Genomic DNA, 18,793 nt, shown 5'->3' with positions numbered 1-18,793 from the left:
CGGCCTGATTACTTTGTGGACGCCTCCAGCCGTGGGAGGCTCTCGCATTCGTTGTGCCTTATAAGTCTTTATAAGAATGCGGTTACTGATTACAGCGTGACGTCGTCAAGCGCGTTGCAAATCTGCGGTGGCAGCGTGAGTTGTTCGGCGGTGAGGTTTTCGCGTAGCTGAGCGCGGTCTCGAGCGCCAACGAGGATCGAGGTGACGCCCGGCCGATCGCGTGCCCAGGAAATCGCTGCGACGGCAGCACTGACGCCGAGCCCCTTGGCTGCGGTGGTCAGCGCGCCTGCAACCGTGACGCCGCGCGTGTCGAGATAGTCCTGTACCTCTGCGTCGGCGTGTTCGGAAGCAGCGCGGGAGTCCTCGGGAATGATGTGCTGGTATTTGGCGGTCAAAACGCCTTGGGCCAGTGGGGCGCCACCGATAAAGCCGAGCCCCAAATGCTCACAGGCGGGCAGTAGTTCAGCCTCAGGGCTTCGCTGGAGCAGCGAGTACTCATGCTGTGCGAACACCGGAGCGATTCGATCCGCGGCGGCATGCGTCACCGCCGCCTGCCAACCGCTGTATCCACGCACTCCGGCGTAACGTACTTTCCCCGTGAGCACAGCCCATTCCAGGGTATCGGCGACCTCTTCCGGTGGGGTCAGCCCATCCCAGTAGCCGGGCGACCACAGATCAATGTGTTCGACGCCGAGGCGTGCGAGCGTATCGTCGAGGTCCTTTTGCAGTGTCTTACGCGAGCAGTCCACGCGCCTGCCGACGGGCCGCTCGGGGTGTATGCCAGATGCGACCGAGAGCACCAATTCGTCGGCGACACCGCGCTTTGCGATGACTGCACCCAGCATGTCGGCAACAGTGTCGCCGCCGTGGAGTGGGGAAGCGTCGACAAGGTTGCCTCCGGCGTCGAGGAAGTCCGTCAGGATGCGTCCGGCTTCGTCTTGCCTGGTACCCGCACCCCAGGTGGCCGTACCCAGCCCCAAGGCGGAGACGCGTAAACCGCTGTTGCCCAGAATTCGTTGTTGCACGATTTTTACTTTAGGACACCCGTGTGCGGTCGCGGGAAAAGTTCCGCGGGAGAGGTCTCGCTATCGCCGCACCGAAACCTCGCTATAGCCACAACACAAACCGGACGAGTAGCCTATACACCCGTGACTATCATGACGACACTAAGCGCCTCAGCAGATACCGCTGCCGATACCGCCGGCACCGGTATGACCTGGGCGCAGACAATCATCCTGTCCGTAGTGCAAGGTCTGACGGAATTTCTCCCGGTGAGTTCCTCGGGGCACCTTCGGATTGTCTCCGAGCTGCTGTGGGGCCAGGACGCCGGTGCATCCTTCACCGCTGTGGTGCAGCTTGGCACCGAATTGGCTGTGTTGGTGTTCTTCGCCAAGGACATCTGGCAGATCCTCACTGGCTGGTTTGCCGGTCTGTTCAATAAGGAAGCCCGCGGTTTCAACTACCGCATGGGTTGGATGGTGATTGTCGGTACGCTGCCGATTGCCATCATCGGTGTGCTGGGGAAGGACCTCATCCGCGATAACCTGCGCAATCTCTGGATTACAGCCGCTGTGTTGGTGCTTTTCTCCTTTGTCTTTATCGCCGCAGAGAAGTTCGGCCGTCGTGAGCGCAACTATGAAGAGCTGACCATGCGAGATGCCATCGTCATGGGTTTCGCGCAGTGCCTGGCGCTCATTCCGGGTGTGTCGCGCTCGGGCGGTACGGTGTCTGCCGGCCTGTTCTTGCACTTGGACCGAGAGGTTGCAACGCGCTTTTCCTTCCTGCTGGCTATCCCCGCTGTTTTCGCTGCTGGAATTTTTTCGCTTCCAGACGCGTTTGACCCTGCGGCGGGACAGGCCGCTAGTGGAGCGCAATTGGCCATCGGTACGCTGATTGCCTTCGTCGTCGGCTATGCGTCTATTGCATGGCTGCTGAAGTTCGTGTCGAACCACTCCTTCGCTTGGTTCGCCGCGTACCGCATCCCGGTCGGTTTGATTGTTATGGTGTTGCTCGGCTTCGGCACGATCAACGCTGTTTAGTGAGGTAGTGAGTATTTAATGCATTCGTGGCCCCAACCACAGGTTCCCAGTCTCGGCGATGCGCGTTTCGATGTGTTCAACCGCGCCAGCAATACAGGTAAGGCGCATTCGCTTGACGACGAAAGCTCAACATCGGTACCCCTACGCCTCTACGACACCGCGGATCAGAAGGTCTCCCAGGTGGAAGCGGGACCGGAGGCGACCATGTACGTGTGTGGCATCACACCCTATGACGCCACGCACCTGGGGCACGCAGCAACCTACCTCACCTTTGATCTGATTTACCGTCAGCTGCTGGACAATGGACACTCGGTGCATTACGTGCAGAACATCACCGATGTCGATGACCCGTTGTTCGAACGTGCGGAGCGCGATGGGGTGGACTGGCGCGAGCTGGGCACCTCGCAGATTGATTTGTTTCGCTCGGATATGGAAAACCTGTCGGTGATTCCACCGCGCGACTATATCGGCGCCATTGAGTCCGTGGGCGAGGTCGTGGAAATGGTCGAGAAGCTGCTGGAGAATGGCTCGGCCTACCAGCTCACCGATGACGAGTACCCGGATGTGTACTTCCGCAAGAGTGCCACTGAGAACTTTGGTTACGAGTCCAATTACTCGGCAGAGCAGATGGCGGAGTTCTTTGCGGAGCGCGGTGGCGACCCGGATCGCCCGGGCAAGGAGGACCCACTGGACGCGCTGGTGTGGCGTGCCGCTCGCCCCGGGGAGCCAAGCTGGGAGGCTCCTTTTGGTGCGGGCCGGCCGGGTTGGCACATTGAGTGCTCGGCGATTGCCACCAACCGCCTGGGTAAGAGCTTCGACATTCAGGGCGGTGGCTCGGATCTCGCGTTCCCGCACCACGAGTTCTCGGCGGCTCACGCTGAAGCCGCTACTGGCTGTGCACGTATGGCGCGCCATTATGTTCACGCTGGCATGATTGCGCTCGATGGCGTGAAGATGTCCAAGTCGCTGGGCAACCTGGTGTTTGTCTCCAAGCTGGTGGCCGCCGGCGTCGACCCGAGTGCTATTCGCATTGGCGTGTTCGCCAGCCATTACCGCTCTGATCGCGATTGGTCGGACGAGGTGCTGGAGGCGGCCAAGGCACGTCACGAGGCCTGGCGTGCGGCTTGCGCAGCTACAAAGACTGCCACCGATGAGAAGGCTGTGAGCGCAGCAGCGACACTGGTTGCCGATGTGCGCGCAAGCCTGGCCAATGACCTGGATACGCCGGCTGCTCTGGACGCTATCGATGCCTGGGCTGCGGAGTGGTCCTCGGATACCAGCAACAAGGCAGATGCTGGCACAGTAACCGGCGCAGCGGGTGCCGGAGAATTCGTTGCCGCCGCGCTGGACGCGCTGCTTGGCGTTAAAATTTGAGCATGAGCAACTCAGATCTGTCTGCTGTCGAAGTAACGCAAGAGAACATCGATAAGCTAGTTGCCGATTTGCGCATGTTTGCCACCGGCAGCTACCTGCAGCCCGAGGAACGCGAGTTCTGGGAGCCACTTTTTGACGAATCGGTAGCCGACCAGGTCGGGGAAGCCCTCCGTGAGGCCGCCGCTGGTATTGATCAGGCGGCGGAACTGGCCGTCGATAAGCGAGAAGAAGCCGCAACGCAGGCGGTAGAGAACTGCCTACAGCGCGTGGCTGCGATTGAGCATGAGCACGGTGGCTCGATTTTTGATGAGGAGCTCGACGAGATTCTCGCGATTATCAATTCCGCAACGAAGGCTGTCGGTTTGGACCTGCCTGCGGTGAAGGCGGAAAGCTACTTTGAGATGGAATAACCAGCCCGATTAACGGCGCGGTTATGAAAGTAGACTAAGGTGTCTATTCATGACTGATCGCCACTCTTCCGAGTTCCTCACCGCACTGCACAGCCGTGTACTCATTGGCGATGGCGCCATGGGTACCCAGCTGCAGTCTTTTGACCTCGACGTTGACGCGGACTTCCTCGGCTACGAGGGCTGTAATGAGATTCTCAATGACACTCGTCCCGACATCATCGAGACGATTCACCGGCGTTATTTCGAGGCCGGCGCCGACCTGGTGGAAACCAATACCTTCGGCTGCAACTTCCCGAACCTCGCGGATTACGACATTGAAGACCGTATCCAGGAGCTAGCGCACAAGGGCACCGCAATCGCCCGCAAGGTCGCTGACGAAATGGGGCCGGGGCGCGAGGGTATGCGACGCTTTGTCCTCGGTTCGCTGGGCCCGGGCACGAAGCTGCCGTCTTTGGGGCACGCTCCGTACGCTCAGCTTCGCGACGCTTACACGGAGGCCGGACTCGGCATGATTTCCGGTGGCGCGGATGCGTTTTTGATTGAGACCTGTCAAGACTTGCTGCAGGTCAAGGCAGCAGTCAATGGCATCAAGGCCGCCATGCGACAGGCTGAGAAGAAGATCCCGATTGTCGTCCACGTGACTGTCGAGACCACAGGCACCATGCTGATGGGCTCGGAGATTGGTGCAGCCCTGGCAGCGCTGCAGCCGCTGGGTATCGACATGATTGGCCTGAACTGTGCAACGGGTCCGGACGAGATGAGCGAGCACCTACGCTACCTGTCCAATTTCGCCTCCATCCCGGTATCGGTAATGCCGAATGCGGGTCTGCCAGTGCTGGGTAAGAACGGTGCGACCTACCCGCTGACCGCCCCAGAGCTGGCCACAGCGCTGCGCGGCTTTGTTGAAGAGTTTGGCCTGGCGATGGTCGGTGGCTGCTGTGGTACCACACCGGAGCATGTTTCCGCTGTTCGCGATGCTATTACCGGTGCCGGCGCCTACGCTGAGCAGGGTCCTGCTGTTCAGGCAGCACGCCCATCGACGGATCCGGATGCAAAGCCAATCGATGAGGTTAGTTCTCTGTACTCGGCAGCCCCGCTGACGCAGACAACCGGTATCACCATGATTGGTGAGCGCACCAACGCCAACGGTTCCAAGGCATTCCGCGAGGCCATGCTGGCCGGCGACTGGGAGAAGTGTCTTAACACCGCCCGTGGTCAGGTCACCGATGGCGCACACATGATTGACCTGTGTGTGGACTACGTGGGGCGCGACGGTCGCGATGACATGGCAACCCTGGCATCGCAGATCGCCACCTCGGTGACGTTGCCGGTCATGCTGGACTCCACGGAACCGGAGGTTTTGAAGACTGGCCTGGAGCACCTCGGTGGTCGCTGCGCGGTCAACTCTGTGAACTTTGAAGACGGCGATGGCCCGGACTCGCGTTACCAGCGCATTATGCGCCAGGTTGTTGAGCACGGTGCTGCCGTGGTCGCTTTGACTATCGACGAAGAAGGTCAGGCGCGTACAAAGGACAAGAAGATTGAGATCGCCGAGCGTCTCATCGTCGACATCACCGGCACGTGGGGACTGCGCGAGCAGGACATTATTGTCGACTGTCTGACTTTCCCGATTTCCACTGGCCAGGAGGAAACTCGCCGCGACGGCATCGAAACCATCGAAGCCATCCGCGAACTTAAGCGTCGCCACCCGAACGTGCACACCACGCTCGGTCTGTCCAACATTTCCTTCGGTCTGAACCCGGCGGCTCGCCAGGTACTCAACTCGGTGTTCCTCAACGAGTGCATCGAGGCCGGCCTGGACTCCGCCATTGCCCACAGCTCCAAGATCTTGCCGATGAACAAGATTGACAACAAGCAGCGCGAAGTCGCTCTCGATATGGTGTACGACCGCCGTCGTGAAGCGGGACACCCCGACGGGGAGTACGACCCACTGCAGGTATTCATGGAGCTCTTTGAAGGAGTCTCCGCCGCTGACGCGAAGGACGCCCGGGCCGAAAAGCTTGCCGCCATGCCGCTGTTCGACCGCCTGGCGCAGCGCATCATCGACGGTGAGCGCACGGGTATCGAGGCTGACCTCGATGAGGGCATGAAGGAAAAGGAACCGCTGGCGATTGTTAACGAGGACCTGCTGCGTGGCATGCAGACCGTTGGTGACCTGTTCGGTTCCGGCCAGATGCAGCTGCCATTCGTGCTGCAGTCGGCCGAGACGATGAAGGCCGCGGTGGGCTACCTCGAGGGCTTTATGGATGCCGAGGATGCCACGGGCTCCAAGGGCTCGATTGTGCTGGCCACGGTGAAGGGCGATGTCCACGACATCGGCAAGAACCTGGTGGAGATTATTCTCTCCAACAACGGCTACACCGTGCATAACCTGGGCATTAAGCAGCCGATCGCTACGATTCTGTCCGCCGCCAAGGAACTGGATGTCGACGCTATCGGCATGTCCGGCCTGCTGGTGAAGTCCACTGTGGTGATGAAGGACAACCTGCTGGAGATCAACTCCGCCGGCGATGCCACCCGCTTCCCAGTACTGCTCGGCGGCGCCGCGCTGACGCGTAGCTACGTAGAAGACGACCTGTCCGAGCTCTACCACGGCGATGTCTACTACGGCAGGGATGCCTTCGAAGGACTGCGCATCATGGACGAGCTGATGGCAGCGAAGAAGGGCCTCGGCCCAGACGAGAATTCGCCAGAGGCCATTGCTGCCCGCGAGAAGAAGGAAGCTCGCCGCGCCCGCCGTGAGCGCTCCAAGCGCATCGCCGCGCAGCGCGCCGCCAAGGCTGCTGCTGAAGCCCCCGAGGTGCCGGAGCGTTCCGATGTCGCCGCTGATGTCCCCGTTGCGACACCGCCGTTCTGGGGAACCCGCATTGTCAAGGGCCTGCCCCTCGACGACTACCTGACCACCCTCGACGAACGCGCTCTGTTCATGGGGCAGTGGGGACTGCGCGGCACCCGCGGCGACGAGGGGCCGAGTTACGAGGAACTGGTCGAATCCGATGGTCGTCCACGCCTGCGCGCATGGCTGCAGCGCCTGCGCGCCGAGAACATCCTCCAGCATGCGGCTGTCGTCTATGGCTACTTCCCAGCAGTTTCTGAGGGCGATACCGTACACGTACTGCCGCTACCTGCGGAAGGGGAGCAGCCCGACCCCGCGGCAGAGCCAGTGGTGTCCTGGACCTTCCCGCGCCAGCAGCGTGGTCGCTTCCTATGCATTGCTGACTTCATTCGCTCGCGCGAAGATGCCATCGCCGCAGGACAGACCGACGTCATGCCGTTCCAGCTGGTGACCATGGGACAGCCCATCGCTGACTTCGCCAACGATATTTACGCCAAGAACGAATACCGCGACTACCTGGAGGTTCACGGTATCGGCGTGCAGCTCACCGAGGCGCTGGCCGAGTACTGGCACCAGCGCATTCGCTCCGAGCTCGCGTTCTCCGACGGCACAAGTGTTGGCGCGGAAGACTCCGACGATACCCAGGACTTCTTTGACCTGAAGTACCGCGGCGCTCGTTACTCCTTCGGCTATGGTTCCTGTCCGGATCTGACCTTCCGTCAGGGCATGATTGACCTGCTGCAGCCGGAGCGCATCGGCGTGGAGCTCTCTGAGGAGCTCCAGCTGCACCCAGAGCAGTCCACCGATGCGTTCGTGCTCTACCACCCGGAAGCGAAGTACTTTAACGTGTAGCTTCGCGTTATCCCTGCGGTCGCACCAGCAAGGTCTGCATGCTGCGGCCGATGGGGCCGTGCACATCGTAGAGCTCGCCCGCGGTCATGCCGATTCCGTCCGGCCCAATGGAACCGCGGGCGGCGATGCCCACCCAGCCGCCGTCTTCCGACTGCAACTCCGATTCCGCCGACTTCTCCGAGGCGCCGAGCTGGGGGAGTCGGTGCAGGTGAACCACTAAGTCGGTATTCATAAACGCCCACTGGTGCGGGCTCAGCGTGGCCCCGATACCGTTGGCGGTATCAGCTACCTGCATGACTCGCTCCACCGCAGTCGGCTCCTCCCCGAGCACGATTGGGTACTGCGCGCGAACCCAGTGAATTTGCGTCTCGGCCAGCTCTTCCGTCGCGCCGGCGCGGGCTTCAATTGATTCGATGTAGCCGCCACTCCAATCGTCGGTAAGCGGAATGTACTCGGCGCTGCATTCCTCGGGCCCGGGCACCTGCTTGTCGAATGCACGCTCAATATCCCGCGTATCCGCAGTGGCCATCATCCATGCGGACGCGGTGGCAACTGGTCGCCAGGCACCCTTGACGTCGGCAAGCAATTCGGCTTCGACCTTGGCGATCTGCCGCCCCGGGCGCGAGACCCATGAGCGCGCGCGGAGCTCCGTGTACGGTACAGCCGACAACAGATCCACGGCGATGCGAGTAATACGCATCCCCTCGCTTTCCAGACGGCGGCGCTCCAACATGCGCGTCAGCAGCGCCGACGGCGGCGCACCGTGCTGAAACGGCCCCCACGCCCCATAAGTGAAGCTGGTGGGCATGAAGCGCTCGTAGCTGAGCTCGCCTTCGGTGACCGTCCCTAGCGGAATGAAGTATGCCTCGGGTTGGTCGATAGCCTGGGCGAGCGAATCTTCAGTGGTTGTCATAGCGAGTCGATGCCTTTCATTCACGCGGGACACGTTCATGCGGTGATTTCATGCAGCACCGCAACATACTTTCCTTCCTGAAACTCTAAACCTTCATCCGACGGTTTTGCTGACATAATCGCTAAATGCTTGATTGCCTGGCATAGTCGCATGGTGTGAAAGCAATTTTGTGGGACATGGACGGCAGCCTCATCAACACGGAACCTCTGTGGGAGATTGCCACGTACGACCTCTCGGAATTCGTAGGCCGTCGCCTGACTCCGGAGTTGCGCATGCAGTGCGTCGGCAACACACTCTGGGATACGCTGTCGATTTGTGCTGACCATGCGGGACGCACGCTTGACGACGAGCTGTTTGCCTCGGGCTCCCAATTCGTCGAAGGTCGCTTCACTGAATTGGTTCTAGAACATGGGGTGGAGTGGCGCCCGGGTGTGCCGGCGATTTTGGACCAGGCCCGGGCTGCTGACATTCCGGTGGTGTTGGTGACCAATACCCGTCGGCACGTGGCGCAACCCTGCATTGATGTCATGGGGGAGCAGCACTTCGCCGCAACAGTGTGTAGCGATGAGGTGGCCAACGGCAAACCGGCACCGGATCCGTACTTGCGTGGCGCAGAGCTAGCCGGATTTGCGCCAGAGGACTGCCTGGCTATCGAAGATTCCTCAACGGGGGTGCGCTCTGCACTCGCTGCGGGATGCACGGTGGTGTGGAATCCAATGCCGGATGTGAGCGTTTCGCAGGCTGATGTGGGGACGTTAGTACCCCCGGCGCGCTTCATTTCGGGCAATTTGGATACCTCGAATTTGGGCTTATTGCGGGCTGCTTTCGCGGGCGAGTAGACGACATGGAACAATAGACCGGGTGAAGAACTTTGATGACCTGTTTGCAGAGCTGAAGGAAAAAGCACAGTCGCGCCCCGAGGGATCGGGCACAGTCAAGGCGCTGGACGCTGGTGTGCATTTCCAGGGCAAGAAAATTGTCGAAGAGGCCGGTGAGGTCTGGCTTGCAGCTGAGCACGAATCTGACGAAGCCCTCGCAGAGGAGATTTCGCAGCTGTTGTACTGGCTGCAGGTGGTCATGGTCGGTCGCGGGCTGAGCCCCGAGGATGTTTACAAGTACCTGTAGGAGAAATCAACACCATGCTGCGTATTGCCGTGCCCAACAAAGGATCGCTGTCCGAGGCGGCAGTCGAAATCCTGAAGGAAGCTGGCTACCCGGGTCGAGGCGACTCCAAGAGCCTGACCATCCACGACGAAGCCAACGACATTGAGTTTTTCTTCCTCCGCCCGAAGGATATTCCCATCTACGTTGGCAACGGCCATCTGGATTTGGGCATCACCGGCCGCGACCTGGCCGCTGACTCGCTGGCTCCGGTCGATGAGGTTCTGAATCTGGGCTTCGGCGCCTCGACCTTCCGCTACGCCGCTCCGGCCGATGAGGAGTGGACCGTAGAAGCTCTGGAGGGCAAGCGCATTGCCACCTCGTACCCGAACCTGGTGCGCGAGGATCTGAAGGCTCGTGGCATTAACGCCACCGTTATTCGCCTTGATGGTGCAGTGGAGATTTCCATCCGCTTGGGAGTTGCCGACGTAATCGCCGATGTTGTCTCCACCGGTCGTACCCTGCGCAAGCAGGGATTGAAGCCATTCGGCGATGTTTTGGTCAGCTCTGAGGCAGTTGTTGTCGGACGCAAGGGCGTAGAGGTCACCGAGGAGCAGCAGGTGTTCCTACGTCGCATGACCGGCATTCTGCATGCCAAGACGTACTTGATGATTGACTACAACATCCGTGCGTCCGCGCTGGAAGAGGCATCCAAGCTCACCCCGGGCCTGTCTGGTCCGACCGTGTCGCCGCTGGCTAACGAGGATTGGGTAGCAGTTCGCGCGCTAGTTCCGAAGGCAGAGGCCAACCCGCTCATGGACGCACTGGCAAAGATTGGTGCCGAGGCGATCTTGGCTTCGAATATCCGTATCGCGCGTATTTAAGTCACGCGACCCTTACACGCTATCCAGTGGGAGCTTCCTAGCTGAATCCACCCTTTACCTACGCTAGCGTAGGTAGTAATATTGACACTAAGAGTGCGCACGGCGTTAGCCGGACCGAAGCAGTAACTTTATGCCTGTACATGCGGCACATACGCCAGCGCTGTAGTTTTGGCGGTGTAACCAATCATCGCCACTAAATGTGGCCCACAAGGCTGCGTCTACTAGGTCTGCTAAAAGGCTAGAAGGGATTGCTTCCACATGTCCGCAACACGTACCGAGGTCGACCTGCTTGGCTCTATGGAGGTCCCGGCAGAGGCTTACTACGGCATCCACACCCTGCGCGCAATCGACAACTACCAAATCTCAGCCAAGACCATCAACGACGTGCCCGAATTCATTCGTGGCATGGTGATGGTGAAGAAGGCCACGGCCATTGCCAACCAGCGCGTCCACACGCTGCCCAGCGATGTTGCAGACATCATCGTCGCCGCATGTGATGAAATCCTGGAAAAGGGACGCTGCATGGATCAGTTTCCAATCGATGTCTTCCAGGGTGGAGCTGGCACCAGTCTCAACATGAACACCAACGAGGTCATCGCTAACCTCGCTCTAGAACTGCTCGGCCTGGAAAAGGGCCGATACGACGTCATTCACCCCAACGATGATGTCAACCAGTGCCAGTCAACCAACGATGCCTACCCAACAGGTTTCCGTCTTGCCATCCACATGTCGCTGCTGAGCCTGCAGAAGCACTTCGACTCCCTGGTTGAGGCTCTACACGCCAAGGGTGATGAATTCAACGACATCATCACAATGGGGCGCACGCAGCTGCAGGATGCCGTTCCCATGACCCTGGGACAGGCTTTCCACGCATTTGCCCACAACCTTGAGGAAGAGCAGGAGTCCATCGCAACTGCGTCGGCACGCCTGCTGCAAATCAACCTGGGAGCAACCGCTATCGGTACCGGTGTAAATGCGCCGGCAGGCTACCGCGAGGCCGTGACCCAGGCGCTGCGTGAGGTCAGTGGCTTTAAGGTGACCTCTGCGAAGGACCTAATCGAAGCCACCAGCGATACCGGCGCCTACGTCAGCGTGCATGCATCCCTGAAGCGCGCGGCCATGAAGATTTCCAAGATGTGCAACGACCTGCGCCTGCTGGCATCGGGTCCACGAGCCGGACTGAATGAAATCAACCTTCCGGAGCGCGCCGCTGGGTCTTCGATTATGCCGGCAAAGGTTAACCCGGTAATCCCAGAGGTCGCGAACCAGGCCTGCTTCAAGGTCTTCGGCAACGACGTGACCCTGACCTGGGCAGCCGAGGCTGGCCAGTTGCAGCTAAACGTGATGGAGCCTGTCATCGGCGCATGCCTCTTCGAGTCGATTGAACTGCTGCGCAGTGCTACCGACACTCTGCGCGACAAGTGCATTACCGGCATCACCGCTAACCCGGAAGTTTGCCGCGGCTATGTGGAAAACTCCATCGGTATCGTGACCTACCTGAATCCGGTCATTGGCCACCACGAGGGCGATATGATTGGCAAGGAAGCCGCTCGCACTGGCCGCTCCGTCCGGGACATTGTCCTCGAACGCGGGCTGATGGACGAGAAGGAGCTCAACCAGGTCCTGAGCACCGAGAACCTCATGCACCCGGAATACCGGGGGAAGCGCTACGTGGCAGGGGAGTCTCGCCTCGACGATTTGTCCTAAGCGGCAACAAGTCTAACGAGTGACTTTTCGGAGATACACATGTTAGTTGCCGTCCAAATCTCTATCGTTCTAGCAGCGATCCTCCTTGGCGCGCGTCTTGGTTCAATTGCTATCGGGTTCGCCGGTGGGCTGGGCGTTTTGGCGCTGGGCATCACCGGGGTTCCGGTCACCAAAGACGACATTCCGTTCGATGTCATCGGCATCATTATGTCGGTAATCGCGGCAATTGCCGCTATGCAGAAGGCCGGAGGCATGGACTATCTCGTCCACATTGCCGAACGGTTGCTGCGCAAGAATCCGCGACACATCACCTACTGGGCCCCGGTTGTCACCTACCTGATGACACTGCTCGCCGGCACCGGCCACACCGCATTTTCCACCCTCCCAGTTATCGCCGAAGTATCCAAGGAGGGAGGCGTTCGCCCGTCCCGCCCGCTGTCCGTGGCGGTCATCGCATCTCAGTTGGCGATTACGGCATCACCCATTTCAGCGGCTGTGGTGCTGATGGCTTCGCTCATGGAACCCCGCGGCGTTGGTTATCTCACACTCCTGGCGATTGTCATTCCTTCGACGTTCCTCGCCATCCTTCCGACCGCCTTTGTCACGAATCACCTAGGCAAAGAGCTTGACGACGATCCGGAGTATCAAAGCCGCTTGGAAAAGGGGTTAGTCTCCAAGCCACGTGGCCAGATGAGCGAATACGTGCCAACCAAGTCGGCCAAGTGGTCCGTGGCGATTTTCCTACTCTCGATTCTCGCGGTGATGGTCTACGCGACCATCAGCACTGAACAGGTCGGCCTCATCGCTGACCCCACGCTCCCACGAAACGAGGCGATCATGTCAATCATGTTGACCGCTGCCACCGTTATCGTGCTGGCCTGCAAGTTGGACGCGGCAACCATTTTGAACACACCGGTGTTCAAATCGGGCATGTCCGCCAGCGTCTGCGTTCTCGGTGTGGCGTGGCTGGGAACCACAATTATCAACCACTACATCGACGACATTAAGGCCGCGTCCGGCAGCCTACTGACCACAATGCCGTGGATGCTGGCAATCGTGCTCTTCTTCGCGGCCGCATTGCTGTACTCGCAGGCGGCCACGGCAAAGGCCATCATGCCCGCTGCACTCGCGGTGGGAGTTTCTCCCATCACTGCGATTGCTTCCTTCGCAGCGACTTCCGCGCTATTCGTACTGCCTACTTACCCGACGCTCCTTGCCGCGGTGGAGATGGACGACACTGGCACAACCCGAATTGGCAAATACGTGTTTAACCACTCGTTCATCATCCCAGGCACCTTATGTATTGCCCTGTCCGTCGCGTTCGGTTTCGCCTTCGGCAGCGCACTGCTGTAGTGGGGGACTACCTAAAACACCGTATAGAGAAACTGACTAGGTTTATGACAAAATCGAAGCTGTGAATTCCATTCACCTGTCATAAACCTAGTCAGTAACTTTTACTGGCACCGTTACCGCCGACGGCGGCACCCCGCGAAAGCTAACATCGCCGCGAGAGCCACCGCCATCCGCAGCTTTTACTCAGCGCCACCATCGCCGACAGCACCCGGCCAACCGGGGTACTCCGGTGTGACCCCGCCATAGGCAGGGCACATCTCCTGGAAAGAACACCACCCGCAGAGCTTGGACTTCTTCGGTACAAAGTCACCGTTTTCACCGTCGCGCACGATCGCCGACCACAAGTCAGCAATCTCCGCTTGGAAGGCCTCTAATTCTGTCGCGTTGGGACTCAGCACCAGGTCATCGGCGACCTTCAGGTACATCAACCGCAGCTGTTCCGGGATACGACCGGTGAGCCGCCACCACACCAGCGCGTAAAACCGCATCTGGAAGAGTGCCTCATCCTGGAAGCGAGGAGAGGGCTTCTTGCCCGTCTTGTAGTCGACAATCCGAACCTCACCGGTCGGGGCAATATCGACGCGGTCGATAAAACCACGAAGTGGCACCGACAACGGCACAGTCTGATCTGCATCCGGATCGATAACCAGCTGAACGAACTTTTCCATCTCGGCCGCATCGAAGCCCATGGGGTTTTCCATCATGAAATAACCCTTGAGCAGTCCGCGGCATTCGACCAGGAAGTCGTAGTAATCATCCTCCGGAACTAGCTCAATCAGTTCCTCGTCCTTTGCACGCATGTCCTCCCAGGTCGGCTTCAAACGCTTCACCGCTGCGGGGTAAGTGCGTTCTTCACGGGGCCAGGCATGCATCTGTTCGAGCACAGCATGCACCAACGTGCCCTTGACCTGCGCGACAGTCGACGGCTCCGGAATCTTGTCAATCGCACGGAACCGGTACTTCAGCGGGCACTGGCGGTAGTCATTAGCTCTCGACGGCGACAGCGCCAACTTAGAGCGGCGGGAAGGCTGAACAGCTGACTTAGAACTTTGGGCATTGTCGGGCATACTAGCCAGGTTAGAGTACCGCCCGGATTTGGCTGCACCCGACACAACCCGACCCAACCAAACCGAACCAGACCCAACCCGACCCAACCAAACCCCAAAAGGAGCCCACACACCTATGGCATTGAGCGGACCATTCCAGGTCGGCGACCGAGTCCAGCTGACTGACTCGAAGAATCGCCACTTCACCGTCATCCTCGAGGAGGGTGGCAAGTTCTTCACTCACCGCGGCACCATCCTCCACGACGACCTCATCGGCGCCAAGGAAGGCACCACCGTCACCTCCGGCGAAGGCACCGTCTACCTGGCCATGCGTCACTTGCTGGTCGATTACGTCCTGTCCATGCCGCGCGGTGCTGCGGTGATTTACCCGAAGGATGCCGCACAGATCATCGTCGAGGGCGACATCTTCCCAGGTGCGCGCGTGTTGGAGGCCGGCGCTGGCTCCGGCGCGCTCAGTCTCAACCTGCTCCGCGCCATTGGCGCTGACGGGCAGCTTATTTCCTACGAGGTCCGCGAGGACCACATCGAGCACGCGGAACGCAACGTTGTCGACTTCATGGGTCACAAGCCCGACAACTGGGACTTGCGCCTGGGCGATCTCAACGAGGCCTCCGTCGAGTCGCTCGGCGGCCCGGTCGACCGAGTCATTCTGGACATGCTCGCTCCATGGGAATGCCTGGACACCGTTTCGAAGGTGCTTCAGCCTGGCGGCGTGCTCATGGTCTATGTCGCCACTGTTCCGCAGCTAATGAAGGTCATGGAGGGCATCCGCGCGCAGAAGTGCTTCACCGAACCACGCGCCTGGGAATCCCTGGTCCGCGACTGGAATGTTCAGGATCTCTCCGTCCGCCCGGCGCACCGTATGCAGGCACATACCGCATTCCTGGTGTGGGCACGCAGGCTTGCCGACGGCACGGTGCCTCCGCGCCCACAGCGACGAAATCAAAAGAAGCTCTAGACCCGCCTCTACGCGCTGGGAGGTGTAGCCGTCGTAAAGCGTGATGCGACACACGGTCTAAATCGACCAAGCAACAACGGCATCTGGCCCTATGGGTAATCTGGGATACATGACAACGCCGTCTGACAAAATCCGTGATCTTGAGCAGAAGAACTACAACCTCGGCATTCGAAATAATCGCCTGGTTGAGCTGTTGCGGGACTCCCGTAACAAGCTAGAGCTACTGCGCCAAGACATGGAGGACATGCTGGAGCCGCCTAGCACGTACGGTATTTTCCTTAAGCCGGGGCCGGAGAAAGGCACCGCAGAGGTTTTTACCGGAAATCGACGGATGCGCCTGCGGGTGCAGCCGGAGATTAATGAGCGGGCGCTTCGGCCGGGCGCGCAGGTGCGTCTGAATGAGGGCTCGATAATCGTGGAGGACTGCGGTTATCCGGAAAGCGGCGACATCGCCAATGTTCGTGAGGTGCTGCCGGATCGGGAGCGCATTTTGGCCTCGGATACTCACGGTGAGGAATTCGTGGTGTCTCTGGCGGGGGATTTGTCGCCGAAGCCGGGGGACTCGGTGATGATTGACCGCAAGTCGGGCTATGCGTTTGAGGTCATTCCGAAGTCCGAGGTGGAAAACCTGGTGCTGGAAGAGGTACCGGATGTCACCTACACGGATATCGGTGGTTTGGACAGCCAGATTGAGCAGATTCACGATGCCGTGGAGATGCCGTTCCTGCAGCCAGAACTGTTTGAGCAGTACAACCTGCGTCCACCGAAGGGTGTGCTGCTCTACGGCCCTCCCGGCAATGGTAAGACGCTGATTGCCAAGGCTGTGGCTAATTCGTTGGCACGCAAGATTGCGCTATCCCGAGGCAAGAGCGAGGCGGAGGCGCAGCGGGCGCAATCGTACTTCTTGAATGTCAAGGGCCCGGAGCTGCTGAACAAGTTCGTGGGTGAGACCGAGCGTCAGATTCGCCTGATTTTTGACCGCGCTCGCGACATTGCCGAGGATGGCAAGCCGGTAATTGTCTTCTTCGATGAGATGGACTCGATTTTCCGCACTCGTGGTTCGGGCATCTCCTCGGATATGGAAAACACAGTGGTCCCGCAGCTGCTCAGTGAACTTGACGGTGTGGAGGGGCTGGAAAACGTCATCGTGATTGGTGCCACCAACCGCGAGGAGATGATTGACCCGGCAATTCTGCGCCCAGGACGCTTGGATGTGAAAATCCGCATTGAGCGCCCGAATGAGGCTGCGGCGAAGGATATCTTCCGCAAGTACTTGACTCCAGAGCTGCCGTATAACGCAGCCGAGGTGGAAGCGCGCGGTGGGGTGGAGCAGAATGTCGCACACCTCATTGACCAGGTTGTTGAGCGGATGTACGCCAAGACGGAAGAAAACGAGTACGTGCGGATTCGCTATGCCGATGGCACCAGCGAAGTTATGTACTACCGCGATTTCAACTCCGGCGCGATGATTTCCAACATCGTCGACCGTGCGAAGAAGTCCGCCATCAAGTCGGTTATCGCTGGCGGCGAGGCTGGTATTAGCTTGGATCACCTGCTGTCTGCAGTGGCGGAGGAGTTCGCGCAGAACGAGGACCTGCCAAACACCTCGAACCCGGATGAGTGGGCTCGCATCTCCGGTCGTCCAGCGGCGCGCGTTGCCTCGGTCGAGGTGATTCGCCATGGCTAAATCCGCCGCCAGTTCTGCACAGTCGAACCGCTTCTTCGGCACGGAGATTGAGTACGGCATTTCCAGCCCGGACAACCCGGATGTCAGCCCAATTCTCACCTCCACGCAGGCCGTGCTCGCTTTCGCGCATGAGCAGGAGGAGGGCCTGTCGGGGCGCATCCGCTGGGATTACGCACCAGAGTCGCCACTGCGCGACAGCCGTGGTTTCGACCTGCGCCGTTACCACCAGCCACCGATTGTTGACCCGAATGCCGTCGGCGCTGCAAACCTGCTGGTGCAAAATGGTGCCCGTTTCTACGTCGATCACGCGCACCCGGAGTACTCCTCACCGGAGACGGCAACCGCCCGCGAGGCGGTTATCGCTGACCGCGCAGGTGACAAGATTATGCTGCGCGCAGCTCAGCTTGCCGCCGAAGCCACCGATGCTGAGGGCAATCCAGGTCCGATGCTGAAGCTCTACCGCAACAATGTCGATGGCAAGGGCGCCTCGTATGGTGCCCACGAGAACTACCTTTTCTCCCGAGAAACCGAGTTCGATGACATCGTCGCCGGTCTGACGCCGTTTTTCGTCACCCGCCAGGTGTTCACGGGCGCTGGTCGCGTGGGTCTGGGGCAGACGGGGCAGGAGTCGGGTTTCCAGATTTCGCAGCGCGCGGACTACATCGAGACTGAGGTCTCGCTGGAGACCACTTTGAACCGCGGCATCATCAACACCCGCGATGAACCACACGCAGACTCCGATCGCTTCCGCCGCCTGCACGTCATCATCGGTGATGCCAACATGAGCGAGGTCGCCACCTTCCTCAAGCTGGGCACCACAGGTTTGGTCATCGACGCCATCGAGGACGGCGTGCGTTTCGACGACCTGCAGCTCCGCAACCCCGTCGAGGCCGTCCATAAGGTCTCCCGAGACTTGACTTGCACCGAGAAGCTGCAGCTGGCAGACCATGTCACGTGGATGTCCGCAGTGGAAATGCAGTACGAGTACCTGCGTCGCGTGGAGAGCTACGACCAGCAGGGCGACGTCGTCAAGCTCTGGCGTGAAGTGCTCGACGTGCTTTCCGACGACCCCCGCAAGGCAGCCCACCTGCTGGATTGGGTGGCGAAATACAACCTCATGGAGGGCCTGCGTACCCGCCTGGGCGCGGGCTGGGACCACCCGAAGTTGGCGTTGATTGATATTCAGTACTCGGATATTGATCCGGCTCGTGGGCTGTACCATGCGCTGGTGCGCCGTGGTTCGATGCGCACGCTCGTGACAGAGGAAGAAGTCGACCGCGCGGTTGAATACGCGCCGGAATCCACGCGTGCGTATGTACGCGGTGGCATTCTGCGCCGCTTTGGCAAGGATGTCGTCGCGGGCAGTTGGACCAGCTTGGTGGTGGACACCGCGGGGGTGTATCGGAGCACTCGTGACGTGGAGTCGCCTGGAATTACGCTGGCCTACATTACGCTGGATGAAGTTGACCGTTTCACTGCCGCAGAATGCGGTGACGTGTTGGAGTCTGCGGAGACAGTGGCCGAGGTGGTCGAGCATCTGCGTACGCTCGGGGCTATCCGCGAACAATAGGCACGCATAGTGCAGTAATAG

At 59.8% G+C, this 18,793-nt stretch carries 15 protein-coding genes; 12 read left to right on the top strand and 3 right to left on the bottom strand.

What is annotated here, in order from left to right; genetic code table 11:
• Nucleotides 1–89: 89 nt before the first annotated feature.
• Nucleotides 90–1,025, bottom strand: coding sequence for an aldo/keto reductase (locus tag AB1Z34_RS05290; protein WP_016422785.1), 936 nt, complete (start codon nucleotides 1,023–1,025; stop codon nucleotides 90–92).
• Between the two features lie 132 nt (nucleotides 1,026–1,157).
• Between AB1Z34_RS05290 and AB1Z34_RS05285 the strand changes: the two genes are divergently transcribed.
• From AB1Z34_RS05285 to metH, 4 genes are read left to right on the top strand one after another with little or no spacing between them, the layout of a single operon-like run.
• Entirely contained in the window at nucleotides 1,158–2,039 is an 882-nt protein-coding gene (locus AB1Z34_RS05285) for an undecaprenyl-diphosphate phosphatase (protein WP_040361409.1), read from the top strand.
• Nucleotides 2,040–2,057: 18 nt separating this feature from the next.
• Nucleotides 2,058–3,413 carry a cysteine--1-D-myo-inosityl 2-amino-2-deoxy-alpha-D-glucopyranoside ligase gene (gene mshC, locus AB1Z34_RS05280; protein ID WP_016422787.1) on the top strand — a complete coding sequence of 452 codons (1,356 nt, stop codon included), beginning with the start codon at nucleotides 2,058–2,060 and terminating at the stop codon, nucleotides 3,411–3,413.
• 2 nt (nucleotides 3,414–3,415) lie between these two features.
• Entirely contained in the window at nucleotides 3,416–3,823 is a 408-nt protein-coding gene (locus AB1Z34_RS05275) for a hypothetical protein (protein ID WP_016422788.1), read from the top strand.
• A 49-nt stretch (nucleotides 3,824–3,872) separates the two neighbouring features.
• A complete protein-coding gene (metH, locus tag AB1Z34_RS05270) occupies nucleotides 3,873–7,532 on the top strand; it encodes a methionine synthase (protein WP_016422789.1) in 3,660 nt (1,219 codons plus the stop codon).
• 7 nt (nucleotides 7,533–7,539) lie between these two features.
• Here the strand turns inward: metH and AB1Z34_RS05265 are convergent, their stop codons facing one another.
• Nucleotides 7,540–8,445, bottom strand: a complete 906-nt coding sequence (locus AB1Z34_RS05265) for a thioesterase family protein (RefSeq protein WP_016422790.1) — start codon at nucleotides 8,443–8,445, stop codon at nucleotides 7,540–7,542.
• Nucleotides 8,446–8,600: 155 nt separating this feature from the next.
• Between AB1Z34_RS05265 and AB1Z34_RS05260 the strand changes: the two genes are divergently transcribed.
• The 5 genes from AB1Z34_RS05260 (at nucleotide 8,601) to AB1Z34_RS05240 (ending at nucleotide 13,490) form a co-directional block, all read left to right on the top strand.
• Nucleotides 8,601–9,284, top strand: a complete 684-nt coding sequence (locus tag AB1Z34_RS05260; RefSeq protein ID WP_080985620.1) for an HAD family phosphatase — start codon at nucleotides 8,601–8,603, stop codon at nucleotides 9,282–9,284.
• Between the two features lie 22 nt (nucleotides 9,285–9,306).
• Complete coding sequence (locus tag AB1Z34_RS05255; protein ID WP_005510825.1) at nucleotides 9,307–9,570, top strand: phosphoribosyl-ATP diphosphatase; 264 nt, start codon at nucleotides 9,307–9,309, stop codon at nucleotides 9,568–9,570.
• Between the two features lie 14 nt (nucleotides 9,571–9,584).
• Entirely contained in the window at nucleotides 9,585–10,430 is an 846-nt protein-coding gene (gene hisG, locus AB1Z34_RS05250) for an ATP phosphoribosyltransferase (RefSeq protein WP_016422792.1), read from the top strand.
• A gap of 258 nt (nucleotides 10,431–10,688) precedes the next feature.
• Nucleotides 10,689–12,137, top strand: a complete 1,449-nt coding sequence (aspA, locus tag AB1Z34_RS05245) for an aspartate ammonia-lyase (protein ID WP_016422793.1) — start codon at nucleotides 10,689–10,691, stop codon at nucleotides 12,135–12,137.
• A gap of 39 nt (nucleotides 12,138–12,176) precedes the next feature.
• Nucleotides 12,177–13,490 (top strand): anaerobic C4-dicarboxylate transporter, encoded by a 1,314-nt coding sequence (locus AB1Z34_RS05240; protein WP_016422794.1) that lies wholly within the window; start codon nucleotides 12,177–12,179, stop codon nucleotides 13,488–13,490.
• A 179-nt stretch (nucleotides 13,491–13,669) separates the two neighbouring features.
• Here the strand turns inward: AB1Z34_RS05240 and AB1Z34_RS05235 are convergent, their stop codons facing one another.
• On the bottom strand, nucleotides 13,670–14,557 hold the full coding sequence (locus AB1Z34_RS05235; RefSeq protein WP_016422795.1) for a RecB family exonuclease: 888 nt from the start codon (nucleotides 14,555–14,557) through the stop codon (nucleotides 13,670–13,672).
• A 115-nt stretch (nucleotides 14,558–14,672) separates the two neighbouring features.
• Here AB1Z34_RS05235 and AB1Z34_RS05230 point away from each other — a divergent pair, with 115 nt between their 5' ends.
• From AB1Z34_RS05230 to dop, 3 genes are all read left to right on the top strand, one after another.
• Nucleotides 14,673–15,515 (top strand): tRNA (adenine-N1)-methyltransferase, encoded by an 843-nt coding sequence (locus AB1Z34_RS05230; protein WP_005510776.1) that lies wholly within the window; start codon nucleotides 14,673–14,675, stop codon nucleotides 15,513–15,515.
• A 109-nt stretch (nucleotides 15,516–15,624) separates the two neighbouring features.
• Nucleotides 15,625–17,202 (top strand): proteasome ATPase, encoded by a 1,578-nt coding sequence (arc, locus tag AB1Z34_RS05225; protein WP_224784230.1) that lies wholly within the window; start codon nucleotides 15,625–15,627, stop codon nucleotides 17,200–17,202.
• A complete protein-coding gene (dop, locus tag AB1Z34_RS05220) occupies nucleotides 17,195–18,772 on the top strand; it encodes a depupylase/deamidase Dop (RefSeq protein WP_367158017.1) in 1,578 nt (525 codons plus the stop codon). The genes arc and dop overlap by 8 nt, the downstream gene beginning before the upstream one ends.
• Nucleotides 18,773–18,793: the final 21 nt, after the last annotated feature.

Source organism: Corynebacterium sp. 045007, from assembly GCF_040743205.1.
Lineage (GTDB): Bacteria > Actinomycetota > Actinomycetes > Mycobacteriales > Mycobacteriaceae > Corynebacterium > Corynebacterium jeikeium_D.
The sequence above is the reverse complement of the archived record's forward strand: the minus strand, read 5'-3'. Positions and strand labels throughout refer to the sequence as shown.

Bases quoted from the DNA above. Each gene is read 5' to 3' on its own strand.
- AB1Z34_RS05275 (WP_016422788.1), top strand. From the start codon at position 3,416: ATGAGCAACTCAGATCTGTCTGCTGTCGAAGTAACGCAAGAGAACATC.
- AB1Z34_RS05285 (WP_040361409.1), top strand. From the start codon at position 1,158: ATGACGACACTAAGCGCCTCAGCAGATACCGCTGCCGATACCGCCGGC.
- AB1Z34_RS05230 (WP_005510776.1), top strand. From the start codon at position 14,673: ATGGCATTGAGCGGACCATTCCAGGTCGGCGACCGAGTCCAGCTGACT.
- hisG (WP_016422792.1), top strand. From the start codon at position 9,585: ATGCTGCGTATTGCCGTGCCCAACAAAGGATCGCTGTCCGAGGCGGCA.
- AB1Z34_RS05235 (WP_016422795.1), bottom strand. From the start codon at position 14,557: ATGCCCGACAATGCCCAAAGTTCTAAGTCAGCTGTTCAGCCTTCCCGC.
- aspA (WP_016422793.1), top strand. From the start codon at position 10,689: ATGTCCGCAACACGTACCGAGGTCGACCTGCTTGGCTCTATGGAGGTC.
- arc (WP_224784230.1), top strand. From the start codon at position 15,625: ATGACAACGCCGTCTGACAAAATCCGTGATCTTGAGCAGAAGAACTAC.
- metH (WP_016422789.1), top strand. From the start codon at position 3,873: ATGACTGATCGCCACTCTTCCGAGTTCCTCACCGCACTGCACAGCCGT.
- mshC (WP_016422787.1), top strand. From the start codon at position 2,058: ATGCATTCGTGGCCCCAACCACAGGTTCCCAGTCTCGGCGATGCGCGT.
- AB1Z34_RS05265 (WP_016422790.1), bottom strand. From the start codon at position 8,445: ATGACAACCACTGAAGATTCGCTCGCCCAGGCTATCGACCAACCCGAG.
- dop (WP_367158017.1), top strand. From the start codon at position 17,195: ATGGCTAAATCCGCCGCCAGTTCTGCACAGTCGAACCGCTTCTTCGGC.
- AB1Z34_RS05240 (WP_016422794.1), top strand. From the start codon at position 12,177: ATGTTAGTTGCCGTCCAAATCTCTATCGTTCTAGCAGCGATCCTCCTT.